Origin of the sequence: Clostridium thermobutyricum (genome assembly GCF_000371465.1) — a bacterium.
Classification (GTDB): Bacteria; Bacillota; Clostridia; order Clostridiales; family Clostridiaceae; genus Clostridium; species Clostridium thermobutyricum.
Genome location: NZ_KB850961.1, coordinates 1 through 14,748, shown reverse-complemented (window position 1 = coordinate 14,748; position 14,748 = coordinate 1). Strand labels below are relative to the sequence as shown.

At 22.6% G+C, this 14,748-nt stretch carries 16 protein-coding genes and 1 riboswitch; of the genes, 12 read left to right on the top strand and 4 right to left on the bottom strand.

The annotated features are described in order from the left end of the window. Positions 1-762: 762 nt before the first annotated feature. The 3 genes from HMPREF1092_RS16230 to HMPREF1092_RS17735 all read left to right on the top strand — a co-directional run bounded on the left by HMPREF1092_RS16230 (position 763) and on the right by HMPREF1092_RS17735 (position 3,735). The gene (locus HMPREF1092_RS16230; RefSeq protein WP_002599788.1) at positions 763-1,683 is read left to right on the top strand and encodes a tyrosine-type recombinase/integrase; all 921 of its coding nucleotides are present in this window, start codon (positions 763-765) and stop codon (positions 1,681-1,683) included. A gap of 212 nt (positions 1,684-1,895) precedes the next feature. Continuing rightward, a complete protein-coding gene (locus HMPREF1092_RS16225) occupies positions 1,896-3,314 on the top strand; it encodes a hypothetical protein (protein ID WP_144054985.1) in 1,419 nt (472 codons plus the stop codon). 292 nt (positions 3,315-3,606) lie between these two features. Next, positions 3,607-3,735, top strand: a complete 129-nt coding sequence (locus HMPREF1092_RS17735; protein ID WP_278244386.1) for a hypothetical protein — start codon at positions 3,607-3,609, stop codon at positions 3,733-3,735. 475 nt (positions 3,736-4,210) lie between these two features. Here the strand turns inward: HMPREF1092_RS17735 and HMPREF1092_RS16220 are convergent, their stop codons facing one another. After that, entirely contained in the window at positions 4,211-4,717 is a 507-nt protein-coding gene (locus HMPREF1092_RS16220; RefSeq protein ID WP_002599786.1) for a hypothetical protein, read from the bottom strand. A 52-nt stretch (positions 4,718-4,769) separates the two neighbouring features. Further along, on the bottom strand, positions 4,770-5,960 hold the full coding sequence (locus HMPREF1092_RS16215; RefSeq protein WP_002599785.1) for an SH3 domain-containing protein: 1,191 nt from the start codon (positions 5,958-5,960) through the stop codon (positions 4,770-4,772). Positions 5,961-6,183: 223 nt separating this feature from the next. Between HMPREF1092_RS16215 and HMPREF1092_RS16210 the strand changes: the two genes are divergently transcribed. From HMPREF1092_RS16210 to HMPREF1092_RS16195, 4 genes are all read left to right on the top strand, one after another. Beyond that, on the top strand, positions 6,184-6,744 hold the full coding sequence (locus HMPREF1092_RS16210; RefSeq protein ID WP_002599784.1) for a hypothetical protein: 561 nt from the start codon (positions 6,184-6,186) through the stop codon (positions 6,742-6,744). Beyond that, on the top strand, positions 6,744-6,914 hold the full coding sequence (locus HMPREF1092_RS16205) for a BhlA/UviB family holin-like peptide (RefSeq protein ID WP_002599783.1): 171 nt from the start codon (positions 6,744-6,746) through the stop codon (positions 6,912-6,914). The genes HMPREF1092_RS16210 and HMPREF1092_RS16205 overlap by 1 nt, the downstream gene beginning before the upstream one ends. Beyond that, positions 6,898-7,635 (top strand): SH3 domain-containing protein, encoded by a 738-nt coding sequence (locus tag HMPREF1092_RS16200; RefSeq protein ID WP_242830436.1) that lies wholly within the window; start codon positions 6,898-6,900, stop codon positions 7,633-7,635. Before HMPREF1092_RS16205 ends, HMPREF1092_RS16200 begins: the two co-directional genes overlap by 17 nt. A gap of 92 nt (positions 7,636-7,727) precedes the next feature. After that, positions 7,728-7,907 (top strand): hypothetical protein, encoded by a 180-nt coding sequence (locus tag HMPREF1092_RS16195; protein WP_002599781.1) that lies wholly within the window; start codon positions 7,728-7,730, stop codon positions 7,905-7,907. Between the two features lie 103 nt (positions 7,908-8,010). Here the strand turns inward: HMPREF1092_RS16195 and HMPREF1092_RS16190 are convergent, their stop codons facing one another. Further along, entirely contained in the window at positions 8,011-8,502 is a 492-nt protein-coding gene (locus HMPREF1092_RS16190; RefSeq protein ID WP_002599780.1) for a hypothetical protein, read from the bottom strand. Positions 8,503-9,181: 679 nt separating this feature from the next. Here HMPREF1092_RS16190 and HMPREF1092_RS16185 point away from each other — a divergent pair. Further along, complete coding sequence (locus HMPREF1092_RS16185) at positions 9,182-9,727, top strand: hypothetical protein (RefSeq protein ID WP_002599779.1); 546 nt, start codon at positions 9,182-9,184, stop codon at positions 9,725-9,727. Positions 9,728-9,834: 107 nt separating this feature from the next. Here HMPREF1092_RS16185 and HMPREF1092_RS16180 read toward each other — a convergent pair whose 3' ends face one another. Next, complete coding sequence (locus HMPREF1092_RS16180; RefSeq protein WP_002599778.1) at positions 9,835-10,485, bottom strand: PBECR4 domain-containing protein; 651 nt, start codon at positions 10,483-10,485, stop codon at positions 9,835-9,837. Positions 10,486-10,981: 496 nt separating this feature from the next. On the opposite strand from HMPREF1092_RS16180, the gene HMPREF1092_RS16175 reads away from it, so the two are divergent. The 4 genes from HMPREF1092_RS16175 to HMPREF1092_RS16165 all read left to right on the top strand — a co-directional run bounded on the left by HMPREF1092_RS16175 (position 10,982) and on the right by HMPREF1092_RS16165 (position 13,785). Further along, complete coding sequence (locus tag HMPREF1092_RS16175) at positions 10,982-11,578, top strand: recombinase family protein (RefSeq protein WP_002599777.1); 597 nt, start codon at positions 10,982-10,984, stop codon at positions 11,576-11,578. 1,134 nt (positions 11,579-12,712) lie between these two features. Then, a riboswitch (Fluoride riboswitch) is annotated at positions 12,713-12,776 on the top strand. A gap of 117 nt (positions 12,777-12,893) precedes the next feature. Continuing rightward, positions 12,894-13,028 carry a hypothetical protein gene (locus HMPREF1092_RS17730; protein WP_278244385.1) on the top strand — a complete coding sequence of 45 codons (135 nt, stop codon included), beginning with the start codon at positions 12,894-12,896 and terminating at the stop codon, positions 13,026-13,028. 14 nt (positions 13,029-13,042) lie between these two features. Beyond that, positions 13,043-13,468 (top strand): hypothetical protein, encoded by a 426-nt coding sequence (locus HMPREF1092_RS16170; RefSeq protein WP_002599776.1) that lies wholly within the window; start codon positions 13,043-13,045, stop codon positions 13,466-13,468. An 80-nt stretch (positions 13,469-13,548) separates the two neighbouring features. Continuing rightward, the gene (locus HMPREF1092_RS16165; protein ID WP_002599775.1) at positions 13,549-13,785 is read left to right on the top strand and encodes a hypothetical protein; all 237 of its coding nucleotides are present in this window, start codon (positions 13,549-13,551) and stop codon (positions 13,783-13,785) included. The last annotated feature ends 963 nt before the right edge of the window (positions 13,786-14,748 follow it).

Sequence of the window (14,748 nt, the reverse complement as noted above, 5' to 3'; positions counted from 1 at the left end):
AAAGCTTTAACTTATTTAATATTTAAAATTGTATAAAAAACGAAAAAAATAAAGAGAAATAATTAAAAATTTAAGAAAGAATTGAATTAAAAAATTAAAAAAAGAAAAAAACACTTAGAATGCTTTTACGCATTTTGAGTGTAACGAGAATGTGTAAAAGCATTCTAAAAAAGCATTGTATGCGAATAATGCATACAGCGAAGCGAAATGCGTTATTCGCATAACAAAACGCATATAAGCGTATTTATACGCTTATATGAATGTTTATAGCATAATTGCTATGCAATTATGAGAAATCGGGTCATTATTAATAAATGCCGATTTGCAATAGTCTGTTTTGTTAAAACAGAAGAAGTAGTCTGAAAATTAGATCTTTATTCTTTATAGAAAAAGAGATCAATTTGCAATTTTTTTTATTTTTTAATCTGTGAAGTGTGAGCATTAAATTTTTGCGTTAGAAAAAATTTAATGCTCGCATACGGATATCTGTAAAGCTAGTGAAATAGCTATCTAAGAGTTATATGTTAAAAAATAAGTACCGTTTTTTTAAAGCATAAGTACCGTTATTTTGAAAATAAGTACTGTTTTAAAATGGATAAAAAAGTTAAAAATGAAATTTAAAGTTATTGGATAAAAAAGTCAAATAGATATTAATAGATATTAAAAGTTAAAGTGATTTTTTTAAAATGCGGCGTTAGCCGCAGAGGCGGGGGCAATATTAAAAGGGGCTGCTTTGCAGCCAAATTTTTAGGAGGAAAATTAATGGGAAGAAATTTAAAATATCAATTTAAAACTTGTATTGAGAAAAATTTCAAAGAAAAGATGGACAAGCATTCAATTAAAAAAAATAAGCAGATGAATAAGACTAGAATTTTTAGTTTTGCAGATAGAAAAAATCTTATAGATTTTACGGCTAACTTTAGCAATTGGATGAAAGAAAATCATAGTGAAGTTAAATTAGTTAAACATATAAATTCAAATCATATTCAAGAATTTTTGAATGAGAAAGCAAAAAAATGTAGTCAAGCTACGTTACGGGAATATTCTAGTCATATCAGAAAAATGAGTAATCTTATTAATTCAACTTATAAAACTAATATAAAATATGATTTTAAAACTCCAACTAGCGTAAGTGGAAAACAAATAATTAGAGATCAACAAATGAAACTGGAAGATTATAAAAGAATTCATGAAGCAATGAAAGACGGCTCAAACGGGCAGAAAGCTATAGAAATAGGCAAGAATTTCGGATTGAGAATAAGCGAAATAACTAAATTGCAGAAACGAGATATAGATTTAGATAAAAAAGAAATACTTGTAAAAGACGCAAAAGGGGGGAGAGATAGAACAGTTAATTTTAATACTGAAGAACAAATAAAAGTGGCTACAAAGCTTTATAATAGCGTATCTAGGGATTTAGATAGAATTGTTGCAGTAAAAGAAAATGCTATTAATATGGCATTAAACAGAGCAATGAAGAAGTTAAATATAAAAAATGAGTATAAAGAAACTAGCTTTCATTCAATTAGAAAGCTTTATGCTCAAGAAGAATATGAGCGATACAGATTAGCAGGGGATTCAATAGAAATGGCGTGTTGTAAGGTTTCAGAGCAACTCGGACATAGTGCAGAAAGAGGTTTAGATAAAAAATTAATTAGTAGGTACATCAAAAATATTTGGTGAGAAAAATAAAAAAATATAACATATAGGGCGATATATGTTAAAATAAAACAAAAGAATAAAAAATGTACGGATAAAGCAAAAAAGAGTTCCACAATCGCCAAACTGTTAACTCTTTTTCTCCACTTATCCAAAGTCCTTAGAGGACTTCTAAACTTTATTAAACTTGTTATTTTTATAATAGCAAATAGAGTTTAAAAAGTAAAGTAAGGAAATTGGATAAGTTGCAAGTTCGTGGAAAGGAAAATACAATGAGCAACTTAGCTAGAAGAGAAGAAAAAGAAATAAAAAAATTAAGTGATTTAAGATGCTTAGATAATAAAAAAATAGAAGAAAGTATTATATATATAAATAAAATTCATAGAGATGATGATGGATTTATTACTATTGGAATTAAGGATAAAAAAGAAAAATTTTATCAATGGTGTTATTCAGAAGATGAATTAATTAAAAAAGAAGTAATACAATACTTACATACTTTAAAATTGAATACTTATGTAAGTATAAATAGTTTTTATATTCCTGTAAGGAATTCAAATAATATAAGAAGAATAAACGCTTTATATTTGGATATAGATAATCATAAAAAAATTGTAACTAAAGAAAGTGTACAAGCATTATTAGAGCATTTACAGAAGAATTATTATAATAAAAGTATTCCAACACCAACAATTACAGTTGGAACTGGGCGTGGAGTTCAATTAATTTTTTTATTAGAGCATTTGCCAAAGCAAGGATTAAAATTTTGGCAAAATATCGAAAATGAATTAGCTAAGAGATTAAAAATTTTAAATTTTAAAGGGTTTGAACTTGATGAAAGTTGTACAGATGTAACAAGAGTGTTCCGAATGCCAGGAACACTTAATACAAAATCTAATTCTTATGCAGAAATAATAGAAATTAATAATAATATTTATAGATTAGATGAATTAAAAAAAGAATATTTTAAATATATACCTAAAAGCACGAGAAAAAGAAAAAATAAAGTTTTAAATTTAACTGCAGGACAAACAGGATTAAATATATATGAGTTAAATTGGAAAAGAAGAGAAGATATTCAGAGAATACAAGATTTAAGACATGGCGAATGTGAAGGATTAAGAGAGATAATGTGCTTTTTATATAGATATTACTCATGTTTGATAGATAATAATTGCAAAAAAGCGTTAAATAAAATGCTTAAATTTAATCAAAGATTTAGAGAACCTTTACCACTTCATGAAGTAATAAAAGCTACGGAATCAGCAGAAAAAGCTTATAAAGCACATTGTGAAAGCTTAAAAGAGAATGAAGGAAGTATAGTTGTATTTGAAAATAGTGAGTTTAAATTAAAAGGTTATAATTATACAAATACTAAATTAATAAAATTATTAAAAATTACAGAAGAAGAGCAAGAGCAATTATTAATATTAATTAGCAGAAAAGAAAAGTATAAAAGAAATAATTTAAGAAGAACACCAAGAAATAAAAATGGGTTAACTCAAAAACAACAAGAATTACAAGACTTAAAAAATAAAATTATTAAAATGAAAAAAAATAAAATAAAAAATAAGGAAATAGCTAAAGAATTAAATATAACAATTAAATCATTAGAAAGATATATAACAAAGTTGAAAAAAGATGATCTATTATAAAAAACCCTCAAAAAATGCTCTACATATTAGTGTGTTTAGTATTTATAATCTATTAGGATAGTTAATTATATTTAGTATATCATTTTTTTATGTTAGAAGGAAACATAAATGTAGCTATAGAATAAATAAAGTTTGGTAACAAAAAAATAGAGGTTATAGGCATTTTATAATACATTGTTATGCCTATTGGAAAGGTATATATACGAGAGATAATGAGGTATTAAAAGATAAAGTATATAAATTAAATGAAAGTTTTATAGAGCCTTTAAATAATCGAGAAATTGATAAGGTATTGAGATGTATTCCGAAAGCTATAAGTAAGTTCTTAGATTATGAGCAAGGGTTAAGAAGTGGACAAGTTAAAAGAGTAAGTAAAGGAATGAGAGCGAGAGGTGGTTATTGGTATAAGATACAATATTAATAGAGAAATTAGATATAACAGAAGAAACAATATACTATAATAAATTAAAATTATTAAAATAATCAGGATTAAATCTATTTGAAATAGTAAATAAATTAAATATAAATAAGGCAATAGTAAGTCAATATTTAAAGTTATAAAAAGTTGCCTAAATTTGGGGTACATATTATTTTGGATGAATCGAAAGGTTATAGAAGACCACAATTTAGAAATTGTTACTACCTATCTTTAATTTAGCTAGGAATTAGACTAGTTAAGAGATATTATTTTAATTAAAAAGTTTTACGAAAAGTTTCAGTTTTTAAGTTATAAGTTCTCATAGATTGCTTTTTCTAGGAGTTTTTTATGTATTTTTATATCTAACTTTTTTCTTTACTTACTTTACATTATAAATAAAGTATTATTTTTTATAATTGGGATATTAAATAAAAAAGGAACTAAAATAAATTTTAGTTCCTTTTTTATTTAATATCTTTTATTCTACATATTCTGTATATGGGTCATTTGTTCCTTGAAAAGTCCAACTTGAATTTACTAGACAAGGTCTTCCAGGAAAATAACGCCATGTAGTTTGATGTATAAGTTCCCAGCTACTTCTAGGATATTGGTATTTACTACAATTGCTTTTAGCTTGATTAAATACATTAATCAATTCGGAATACTCATTTTCAAATATTTCTTCAATCATTGACATGGATATACTTAGACCACCCCCAGATAGTTTTGCAGCAGCTTCAGGTCCACCAACAAAAGCCCAAGCAGCTTGTACGATTAGTGAGGCAGCTAATCCTATTTCTTGACCTTTAGCATGTAAAAAGGCATCATATGAGCCTAATATTGGTGCTATTTCAAAAAAGACTTGTTCAGGGACAAAAAAATAAAAAGTCATTTCATATGGATTTGTCCATGATATTTCAGTAGTTTCTTTTACTGGATTTATACAAGATATTTCAGTAGTTTTTATTGGATCTATATGTGACATTTTCTTCACTCCTTTTAAAGAATTTATATACGATATTTTAACCACTTATTTACTATGCTTTAAATGTCAAAATTTCTATATTAGCACAAGGAATCCAAGCGGTAGAATCTTCAAATAATATTTGATACCAACCATTAGATTGGTTAATAATAGTGAAATCTTCATTAACATTACAACGTCTAATAGATAAATTTGAATCAGAAGCTGAGGCACTTTGGATAGTCGTTTCTTTAGTTATTGTGCCTATTACTGAAATAAAATTAGTTAAAGGAATATAAAGTCTTTCAACAGGAACCCAAGCAGATCCATTATTAAAAGAAATTTCGAACCAACCATTTTGTTCGCCTATAATAGTTATTTCAGTACCATTATTTAATTGACCAACGCCATCATTATTCCAATTTGGATGTCTTGTTACATAAGTAAATGGTCCACCTTTAAAACAAACATAAGCTTTTTGTTTAACTGACACATTAGAATATGGTACCCAACCAGTACTAGTGCCATTTATTATATGATACCAACCGTTATTTTCACCAATTATATGAACGAATGTTCCATTAGAATACTTAGTTGCAGTTTGATTTGAATCATATGAAGGGATTCTTTGGATATTACAAGAGTTACTTCCGTTTGTTTGAATTGTGCCATTTAGAGCAATAAAGTTTTTAGGGCAATAAACTCTTGGTGTAGGAACCCAAGCAGTTGAATCTTCAAATAGTATTTGATACCAACCATTTTGTTCTCCAACAATAAATACTTCAGTACCATTATATAACTGACCAACACCATCATTATTCCAATTTGGATGTCTTGTTACATAAGTAAATGGTCCATCTTTAAAAAGAATATAACCTTTTTTCCCTATTCTTACATTAGAAGGGTCAAGATAAGTTATAGAGCCATTAAAAAGAATTTTATATCCAAGACTACACTCACCAATAATAGTTACAGCGGTACCATTTTTATGAAGACATGCGAATGGATTAGAAGAAGTTGATGGCATTGATTCATTTGGATTATTATTTGTAGTTATTCCTATAAGAGGGAAAAAAACTCTGGATACAGGAATCCAAGCAGTTGAATCCTCAAACAATATTTGATACCAACCATTTTGTTCATTAATTACTGTTATTTCAGTACCATTATTTAATTGACCAACACCATCATTATTCCAATTTGGATGTCTTGTTACATAAGTAAATGGTCCTCCATTAAAACAAACATAAGCTTTTAAATTCATTTATAAAACCTCCTTAGCTTAAAATTAATTTTTTATGCTGTCTATACTAAAAGAAATTAATTTAATAAATTCTAATTTAAAATAATAAATTTACAAAAAATAAATAGACTATTCATATAACTTACTTAAGTGTTAAAAAATGGTTAAATGATAAAAAAACGTTAGAAAATAAATATACTAGAGACTCTAAATAGATAAGAAATATTTATTTGGAGGATACAAAATGAATGAAAAAAATATTTATTTAAAATTTTTAATTGAAAATGTAAGAAAAAATGATGAGAGTAGCTTAAAAAAAGTTATAAATCTTTTTGAAAAATATATAAGAATGTTATCTAAAGATAAAGGAACATATATATATGATGAATTAATAGAAGAATTACTGGTATTAATTCTTTTAATAAATTTAGAAAAAGAAAATTTATTTGGTTATATAAAAGTTTGTTTGAAAAATTATTATATTAAACTTATCAATGAACAAAATAAAAAAGTTGGAATAGAGGAATTACAAAATATTATTTTTTGTGAAAGGGATAATATAGATAGAGTTGACAAAGAAGAGAAAATAGACGCTTATTTAAATAATATTGAATTATTTGAGGAATTATTGCCAAAGTGTATAAAGGAAGATGAAAAGATATTATTAATAGAATATTATATAAACCATAAATCAATAAGTGAGTTGATGAAAATGACTTCAAAAAAAAAATCTACAATATATATGAAGTTGAGATCATGTAGAAATATAGTTGAAAATTATATACTTAAGGAAGTGAGTCTTTAATGTTTAATCAATTAATAAAAATAGCAGCATCTCAAGGTATTTGGACGTTGTTAAGTATAGTGTTAATAATATATATAATACAAGTACAAAAAGTAAGAGATGCGAATCAACAAAAGAGAGAAGAAAATTATATTAACTTAATTAAAGATCTTGTTGAAAAAGAAAAATAATGCGAAAGAAGGCAATATCATGTATGGAATTGTAAATATAGAAAGTGGAACTTTAAATGTAAGATCAGGTGCAGGATTAAATTATAGTGTTATTGGATCATTAAATAAAGGAGATAGAGTAAAATTAGGGCCATTAGTAGGAGAGTGGTATAATATATATTATGGACAGCATGGTGGATTTGTATATTCTAAATATATAGTTTTAGATAATAAAAGTATTATTAATTTAACTTTAGTTGAAAAAGCGGCTATAATGATTGCTTGTGATGAAGGTTTTAGTTCAGAGCCATATAAATTTGGAGTAGGAGAGTATAGTAATTCTGTTGGATATGGAACTTATGTGGGAGAATTTTATAGTTTCCCTATAAGTAAAGAACAGGCTTGGAGCAAATTAATAGAAGTTTTAGAGAACAATTATATTCCTTATTGTGATAAATTTATTACACAATATTTTGGATCTTCATTAACTGATTATCAAAAATGTGCAATATATACATTTGGATATAATTTAGAAGGATATGTTCAGGATTTAGTTCATAGATTATCTGTATATAGTTCCTTTGAAGAAACATTTGGGAGATTTTTAATTCCAGAAAGTTTATATAATAGAAGGATGAGAAGTTGGTTAACTTTTAAAAATAATATGTTTTATTTAGGAGGATGTATAGAGCAGCTTCCTAAAAAATATATAGATATTGCAAATAGTATAAATAACTTATAATAATAATATTATATTTAGTTGATTTTTAGAATATTAAAAATAATTGTTATAAGTAAACAAATATTAATTAAAATATAAAGGTAAAGGTGAAAATGGAAAGAGATACTATATTAAAGTTAATAGAAGAATTGAAAAAATTAACTTATTCTGAGTTATTAGATTTAGTAAATCAAACAGATAATAATGATGAAAAAGATTTATATATATACTATTACAATAAAAAATTATCAATAGAAATAAGAGAATTAATAGAAGAAGAAAAATATAAGTGAAAAGAAAACAGTTTATAAAATAAATTTTATAAACTGTTTTCTTTTCACTTATATTTAGTTCAATAATTTAAAAATAATAGATTAGAAAATGTCATTTATTAAATTAATAACCTTTTAAAAAACTCCATTCAATATCATATTTATTTTTTAAATTTTTAAATTTATTCTCAAAGTTTTCGGCTTGAAATTTTGTTTTAAAATTGAAACTCATTTTATATTTACTATTTTTTTCAGAACAGACTACTCTATACATATTATTTTTATTAGAGTTTAGATTCCCTATATTATAATTAGAAATATTTATATTATTTGAATTATTAGATTTTGATTTTTCTAAATAAATAGGATTAGAAAAAAATGAATATGTATACTTAATTTCTGTATTTCTAATATTAGAATTCTTAGCGTATTTTGGAACATTTAGATATTCTAAAATAACTGAATTCTTGGTTAAATTTACTTCAAGATTTGGCGAAAAATTTTTAAATTTAGTTTTATAAGGAGATGGATATATTAGAAGTGAAGCAATAAATAAGAATGTTCCTAAAATAGAAAGTGATATATTATTTAATTTATTTTTAGTAATATTTTTCATTTTTTAATCCTCAAATATTTATATAAATAATTTATTTTAATTATTATTTTATTATATTATAACTCAATACAAATATTTTTTTATGAATAATTTAGAAAAATTTTCTATTATTTTTTGTTTTAAAATTATACAATATAACTAAAGTATTATTTTTATATAAGAAGATGTTATGATTAAAAATATAAATAATAGATTTATAAAGGATAAGCATAAAATTTTATATTTTGATAGTTTGAAAATATAGATTTTAATAAAAACTAAAGATATATAATAGTATAACAATAATATAATTAAAGATTAATATTAAAAAAATATATAAATTTATTATCTAGATAATTTATTTAGTTTATAAATAATTGAGGTGATTGATATAAATGCTAAAAAATGCAAAATAATTGTAAAAAAATTAAAGTTAATAGGAATTTTAATTTTTTTGATTACTGCTATATTATGGAAAAAATATGATTGGGGGATTGCACCTATGATAATAATTTTTTTTATAATGTAAAATTTAAATAAATTATATTAATAATATAAATTAGAATATATTTATTTAAGATTTATGATATCTATAAGTTAAAAGTTTTATAGTAAATAAATATTAAAAAAATGTATTTTAAAAGTTAAATAATGTAAAATAAATATAATTAAAGTATCATTTTTATATAGAGGGGATATTATGAATTTAGATAAATTATCAGTTGATGAGATTGTAAATTATATAAATATTGAATTAAAAGCAGGAAGATCTATGAAAGATATAGAGATCAATGATTTTAAAGTTAATGATAGAGTAATAGTAAAGAGACTTAATAGAAAAGGTTATAAAAGAGTTGGTAATAAGTTTATAAAGAGCATAACAAAAGATATACAAAAGGATAATAATATATCTTTAAACAATAGTGAGGATATAAATTTATCTGAAAAAAATAAATTTATACAAAAATATAACGAAGATATAAATGAGTTGAAGTTGCTAGAATTAATAGAATTATTAGAACCAATAAAAAAATTAATTGTTGATTATGAAAGAAATAAAAATTTTATAGAAGTAAATTCAGTTGAATTGAAACCAAAAGCGATTATAAATGTTAAACAAAAATTATTTAAAATAGATGTTGATATTTTGGAGCAATGGGAAAAGTTTGTTTTAAATCATAAAGAATTTAAAGTACAACAATTAATAAGCTTAGCTTTAGAAGAATTTATAGATAAATATAAATAAAGTTAATAAATATTGTAAAAATGATATATCTGAAATAAAAGAAGAATATTCTAGTAAAATGAATTTGGTAATGTATTCCAAAATAATGAGCGTTTGTATTGTACTCGTTATTTTGGAATTAAATCTGTCTTTTTTACTTTTAATTTTGTTTGATTATCTATAAATTTTTTTTTCATATTTTTTTCTATTAAAAAAGTCCTAGGAAAACATTTATCTATATTATTAGAATTTTCTTGTTTATCAGAATTATCTTCTAAATCTATTCCTAAATGAACATAATTATTTCCAATAAGCTTGTACATAATATATTTGCTTTTTATTTTTGAATTATTATTATTTGAATTATATAAAATTAAGTCTGGTTCTTCTATAATATCCTTTATACATTTAAAGAATTTAAATCTATCTTTCTGACTTTTAAATTTAGTTTTTGAAATTGATTTTAAGATTTCTATAGACATCTCATTATTTTTAATTTTATTATATCCTAGTTCACCAGTATATGTATTTTTATTATATAAATTATCTACAATGTGTTGAATACCTAATAAATGACACATATTTGCTTCATAAAAATCTAAATGTATTTTGGGAGGTATATTATTAACTAGGTTATCTAAATATTCATATTCATAAACATAGGTACTATTCATAAGCTCTTTGGAATAAAATTCTTGTAAGCATTTTAAAGTTATATCTGACATGCTCATTACACTTAAATTACTTGATTTATTTATTTTCATAACTCCATTTTCCATATATTTACTCTCACTTAAAAAAAAATTATAGAGATTTAAACTCTATAACTTTATGATATCATACATTAAAATTTAAATTATAGGTAACAGTCCATTTTTACCTATGAACTAGGTGCTTCTTGGATATTATTGTCCCCCAAGCGGGAATACAGAGTTACCTTTTCCGTATAGAATTACTTCTTCACTAATATTATATACATATATATATAAATATTGCAATATTTTTTAGATATATAGAAATAAATTAATCAATAACTTTGTTATATTACTATCCTAATTCTATTTTTATTTTCTCATAATATAATATATAAAAATTTATTGAAATTTAAGAGCTATTAAAAATTAGGAAAAATCAGTTTAGAAAGGTACACCTTTTTAAACTGGTTTTTTATATCTAAAAATAAAGGATTAAAATGTTTATAAATTATATAAAAATATTTTACAAACGTTTATAAAAATGATAATATCTTTATAAACTAAACTTGGAGGAATTATTATGAAAAAGATATATGGATATGCAAGAGTAAGTTCCAAGGAACAAAATTTAGATAGACAAATAGAATCATTAAAGAAATATGGAGTAGAAGAAAGAGATATAATTACAGATAAACAAAGTGGGAAAGACTTTAATAGAGAAGGGTATATAACATTAAAGAATAGTCTTTTAAGAGAGGGAGATATCCTGGTAATAAAAGAACTTGATAGATTAGGAAGAAATATGGATCAGATAAAGCAAGAATGGCAAGAGCTTGAAAAATTAGGAGTAAATATAGTTGTTTTAGATAATCCAGTATTAAATACAGAAGGAAAAACTGATTTAGAAAGAAAATTAATAGGAAATATAATATTTGAATTATTGACTTATATGGCTCAAAAAGAACGTGAAAAAATAAAACAAAGGCAAAGAGAAGGAATAGATGCAGCAAAAGCATTAGGAAAGCATTTAGGACGTCCTAGAGCAAAGTATCCTGATAATTGGGATGAAATATATCCTAAATGGAAAAAAGGAGAAATAAAAGCTGTAGAAGCAATGGAGTTAATGGGAATAAAGAAGAATACATTTTATAATTTGATAAAAAGATTTGAGGATTAGAGAAATAGAAAAAGAAAAAGAGATTAATAAGAATGATATTTGATAGTTTATATAATAAGTTGGATGATATGCAAATTAAAATATAAATTTAAATCTATAAATGGGGAGTTATTTTATATAGATTAGGAGTTCCTAACAAATAGGGAGTTTATTGCAACAAATAGGGAGCGAAAACCTACAGATTAGGAAAAGTTCCTAACAAATAGGGAGTTTATTGCAACAAATAGGGAGCGAAAACCTATAGATTAGGAAAAGTTCCTAACAAATAGGGAGTTTATCGCAACAAATAGGGAGTGAAAACCTACAGATAAAAATAAAATGTTTTTGTAAACTCCAATAGTTCATTTTTATAAACTCCAATAAATACTTTTGTAAACTCCAATAGATACGTTTATAAAGATAAATAGTTGTTAATACAATAGTTATTAACTTATAATAAATAGAATTAAATGTAAGACAAAAGGAAATTTTAAGATAAATATAAAAGGAGTTGATTTTTTACTAACTCCTTTTAACTCAATTGATGTAATTATAATTCATAAAAAGATAAAGAAAAAATGTTAATCTAATAACAAATAACAATTAAATTATAAAACACTTAAATTTATTTGAAAATCAAATAAATTTAAGTGTTTTATAAATATATATTTATATATAATATATAATAAATTAACTATAAAAATTCCATCTGAGATTTTAATACAAGAATTTAAATTTAACTATATTTTTCATATTTTTATAACTATTATCAGAATTAAGTAGCAGTTGTAAAGGTAAAAATGATTAAATAAAAAAATATTAGCCTAAATGAAGCTAATATTTTTCAACGAATATAATTGGATTTTAAAATTAGAAAAATTCTATAAATTATTGAAGAATTATTTGTATATTTAAAATTATAATAAATTAACATTTATAATTTATCAAATTGTAAATGTTATAAATATTAAATATTAAACATTTTGATATTGAAATAATATTAAATAAAAATATAAAAGAATAAATAAATTTTTAGTTGAAAATGATAAAATTTTAAAAAATAAAAATAAAATTTAATGTGGGTATAAAATATATATTTGAAAAATAAAAATTTTTAAGATAATATTTAATTATAAAGAAAGACAATACTAAAAAATAATAATAGGTTATGAAGTTAACCTTTAACTGCTTATTAAAAGCTAATGACTTCTACAAATTTTGTAGGAGTCATTAGCTTTTTTATTTTAAGAAATTAATATAAAAAGTTTTTCTTTAGAATTTAAATTAGGATGGGAGTAGTTATTTTATAAATTTTATTAAAATAACAATATTTAAAATGAGTAATACAGGAAACAGAAGATTTAAAGAAGAAATGATTAATAAAAAAAGAATTAAATTATCAGAAATAATAAGAGAAGAAGAAAAGCTAGAACGTAAATTAGAAGGAAAAAAATTTAATAATAAAAAATAGGAGTTAATAATAATATGGAAGAGTTAACAAGTTTAGATATAATAAAATTGTTTGAAGGAGAAGATAATTTAGAAGAGTTCCATAGATATCTAAAAAAATATGGAATAGAAGATGATTTTAATGAAATAACATTTAAACATACTAAAAAGAGAATAGAAACTCTTTTAGCAATTGCTAATGAAGGAAAAGATATTAAAATATCTTCAAAGAAAGAATTACTTAAAAAGATTTTAAATAACTTAAATGATGTTAAAGAAAAAAGAGCTTTTGAATATGCAATAAAAGATATATATTCTAATGAAAAATTATTAGAGCATATGAATATAAAAGAATTAGACAAAGAAATAAAAAATCATATGAAGAAATATAAAAAATATGAGAAGTTTAAAAAACATGAAGAAAAAATTGCTGATAAATGGATAAGAACATTAGGAAAATAAAATATTTTAAAATAGAGGAAAAATAAGTGTAGCTACAGAATAAATAAAATGTGGTAACAAAAAAATAGGGGTGAAAAAATGTGGCTACAAAAGAAGTTAAGACTGAAGTTATAAGGGTTAGAGTAAGTTTAGAACAAAAAAATAAATTTAAAAAACTAGCTGAGAAAAAAGGAATAACAGTTAGTGAAATAATATGTGGCTACATTGAAAAAGAAATAGAGCTACAAGAATTCAGAAATAAATATAGTGAAAAAATAGAAAAAAGAATTGTAGCTACAGATAAAAAACTATTGAAATTAAAAGAAAAATTAAAATAACAAAAATGGATTAGTGTTTTTACTAATCCATTTCTTGTTTTAAAACATGTAATTTTTAATGTTGGCTATCTAATTATAACATATTGAGAAAAAATTTCATGTTTTTTCGCTAAAATACTATAATGCGAAATAAGTGTTCAAGAAAATTAAATAAATACAGCAAATGCAAATCTTTAAGCACCTTTTTAGGTGCTTTTTTTATGTTCTAAATGAGAATTTAAATAAAATAAATATAAATTTAATTGAGAATATTTATATGATTTTTCTGTATTTACATTTTATTAAATTTTATTTACATTTTGCTCATAACTTTTTGTATGAAAAGTAGCATATTTACTATGAAAGAAGATTTAAAATAAATAGTTTTACTAATTAATTAAATGAAAAAGTATATTAAAAATCAATTTGTAACTAAAACGCCTATTTATTTTACTATTTAGTTACTAAATGTTTAAAAAATAATTGCAAAAGTGCTTAAAAAATCTCCATATTATATATATGACCAATTTTTTTGCTTTATTTTTTATAAATGCAAACGCAAATATCTTGAATGATAAATTTTATTAAAATCAGTTAAATCTGAATTTGGAGGAATTAAAAAAATAAAATTAGAGAAATAAAGAAATTCGTTCAATCGAAATTAGTAGAAATTGAATTAAAAAATATTATTTTTATTAGTTTTATTGATTAATAAATATAAATTTATAATTGAGATTTAAAGACTTGTATGAAACAAAATACAAGATTCAAACTTGAATTTAAATTGCCTTAGAACTGTTGTTGTAGACAACCTTTAATTTAAAATTATAGATTTAAATTTAAAAAAATAATTGAACTAAAAAAATAAAGAATAAACTTAAATGTTTAAAATGAATTAATTAAAAAAAGAAAAAAATTAAATTAAGTTTATTGGGACAACTAACTTAATTTAAAAGAATACAATTTTTATATTAAATTTTATAA

Coding starts and splice junctions, on each gene's coding strand:
- HMPREF1092_RS16230 (WP_002599788.1), top strand. CDS start 763: ATGGGAAGAAATTTAAAATATCAATTTAAAACTTGTATTGAGAAAAAT.
- HMPREF1092_RS16220 (WP_002599786.1), bottom strand. CDS start 4,717: ATGTCACATATAGATCCAATAAAAACTACTGAAATATCTTGTATAAAT.
- HMPREF1092_RS16215 (WP_002599785.1), bottom strand. CDS start 5,960: ATGAATTTAAAAGCTTATGTTTGTTTTAATGGAGGACCATTTACTTAT.
- HMPREF1092_RS16210 (WP_002599784.1), top strand. CDS start 6,184: ATGAATGAAAAAAATATTTATTTAAAATTTTTAATTGAAAATGTAAGA.
- HMPREF1092_RS16205 (WP_002599783.1), top strand. CDS start 6,744: ATGTTTAATCAATTAATAAAAATAGCAGCATCTCAAGGTATTTGGACG.
- HMPREF1092_RS16195 (WP_002599781.1), top strand. CDS start 7,728: ATGGAAAGAGATACTATATTAAAGTTAATAGAAGAATTGAAAAAATTA.
- HMPREF1092_RS16190 (WP_002599780.1), bottom strand. CDS start 8,502: ATGAAAAATATTACTAAAAATAAATTAAATAATATATCACTTTCTATT.
- HMPREF1092_RS16185 (WP_002599779.1), top strand. CDS start 9,182: ATGAATTTAGATAAATTATCAGTTGATGAGATTGTAAATTATATAAAT.
- HMPREF1092_RS16180 (WP_002599778.1), bottom strand. CDS start 10,485: ATGGAAAATGGAGTTATGAAAATAAATAAATCAAGTAATTTAAGTGTA.
- HMPREF1092_RS16175 (WP_002599777.1), top strand. CDS start 10,982: ATGAAAAAGATATATGGATATGCAAGAGTAAGTTCCAAGGAACAAAAT.
- HMPREF1092_RS17730 (WP_278244385.1), top strand. CDS start 12,894: ATGAGTAATACAGGAAACAGAAGATTTAAAGAAGAAATGATTAATAAA.
- HMPREF1092_RS16170 (WP_002599776.1), top strand. CDS start 13,043: ATGGAAGAGTTAACAAGTTTAGATATAATAAAATTGTTTGAAGGAGAA.